Annotated in this window: 1 protein-coding gene; it reads left to right on the forward strand. The window is 71.2% G+C overall.

Translation table 11 applies throughout. From position 1 onward, the window contains the following. The first annotated feature begins 476 nt into the window (after positions 1–476). Complete coding sequence (locus ACIO5E_RS39645; protein WP_400677585.1) at positions 477–1,124, forward strand: helix-turn-helix domain-containing protein; 648 nt, start codon at positions 477–479, stop codon at positions 1,122–1,124. The last annotated feature ends 621 nt before the right edge of the window (positions 1,125–1,745 follow it).

Consider the following 1,745-nt stretch of genomic DNA (forward strand, 5'->3'; position numbering starts at 1 on the left):
ACCCCCGGGCAGGCGGTTCGTCCGCGGCTGGATGTCATCGGCCGGCGTGGCCTCGGGCGTCTGCTGGGTCGGCTGGGTCACTACCGTCTCCTGGACGATCGATTGCGGTCGAGGCTGCTGAGGGTGGGCAGCCGTCGCGTGTCGGGGTGTGGGCAGGGCAAAGGGTGGGTAGGGAAGGCGGATCGATTGCGCGGCGGGTGTGGATCGCACCCGCCGGAGGCGAGGATCTTCCCGCTAGACTCGCCGTCAGCGAGCTGGCACCAATGCGTTGGGCTGCGCCGGTCGGGCCACAACCTGCTCGTGGGTGATCGGCTGAGCGGACGTCACGGAGCTTGCGTCGAACGATCTGGACCCGGCAGGAGCTCATCCCCACCCGTCACACAGATGGGCTTGCTCGGGTGTTGCGGATGTGAACATGCCTGCTGGCATGTCCCGTACGGTATATCGAACGTCGACGGAGAGGGAAGAGGGAAAGCATGAGCGTCTCCACGGAATCCGTCCGTGCCGTACTGGCCGCCAACCTGAAGCAGGTGCGGACCCAACGCGGGCTGTCGATCTCCGAGTTGTCGAGGCGTTCGAAGATCGGCAAGGCGACGTTGTCGCAGCTGGAGTCGGGTACCGGCAATCCCACCCTGGAGACGGTGCTCGGCCTCTCGCGCGTCCTGGAGGTGCCGGTCTCCGACCTGGTCGACCGCCGGCCGTCCAGCGGGCTCACGGTGGTGCGCGCCGCCGATGTGGAGGCGCTGCGCGGGAAGGCGGTCGACATCCGGCCGTTGCGGCGGATCGAGTCCGAGGACTCGGTGTTCGAGGTCTACGACCAGCAGGTGCGGGCCGGGTGCACCCAGGACTCGCTGGGCCACATCGGGACCGAGCACACGGTCGTGCAGGCCGGTCGGCTCGGTGTGCGGGTCGACGGGCACGAGGTGGAACTGGGGCCCGGCGACTACGTGGGCTTCGACGCGACGCTGCCGCACACGTACACGGCCCTGGAGGGCACGGTCCGCTCGGTGCTGCTGCTGCACTCCCGCGGGGAGCAGCGGCTGCACCTGGCCGACCTCGGTTCGACCTCCCGGTGTCCCGCCCACCCCGCTGTGGTGCCGCCCCAGGGTGTTACCGGGGAGTGACCGTTGACGCACCAAGTGTGAGGCCCTAGGCTCCCGTTGTTCGGTTTACCGAATGCCCGGGTGGTACACGGAGCGCAGCGTCGCCGGGGCGGCGGCGGGGTGCCCCGGCCCGGCTTCCCGGCGCGGCCGGCCCGACCCCGTTCGACCGTCGGGACGGTTCGCGGGGTGACGGCCCCACCGGGTGTGCCCCCGTGCGGGGTTGGCGGCCGGCGCCCGACACGCCGATCCCGCCACCGCGCTCAGGTACCTCTTTCCTCCCGCCGCCGTTCGATATACCGTACGGATCGTGCCGACGGGCGAGCCCGGCTGCCGATCGCCGCCCACCACGGGGGTGGCGGGGGAGCTGCAGCCCGGCCGGACGGCGACGTGGCCGAACACGTCGACGGCCGACCAGCCGACACGGAGCCCGGTGGGGAGCAACCGGCGCTCCCGGTACGGCGATACGGCCCACGGGGCGGGGGGCCGCCCGTGCCCGTCCACCCCCACCAGGGCTGCCCACCCTCAGCAGTCCGGACCGATGCGACTCAGGAGACGGTTGTGACCGAGCGGACATCCGAGAGCCAGGAGCTCCTGGCCCCCGACAGCGAGCGCAAGGCGCGGAAGAACGGTCTGATCCACGGC

The organism is Kitasatospora sp. NPDC087314 (genome assembly GCF_044744365.1).
GTDB lineage: Bacteria > Actinomycetota > Actinomycetes > Streptomycetales > Streptomycetaceae > Kitasatospora.

What these genes read in the sequence shown, in the direction of transcription:
- ACIO5E_RS39645 (WP_400677585.1), top strand. Translation starts at nt 477, where the DNA reads ATGAGCGTCTCCACGGAATCCGTCCGTGCCGTACTGGCCGCCAACCTG.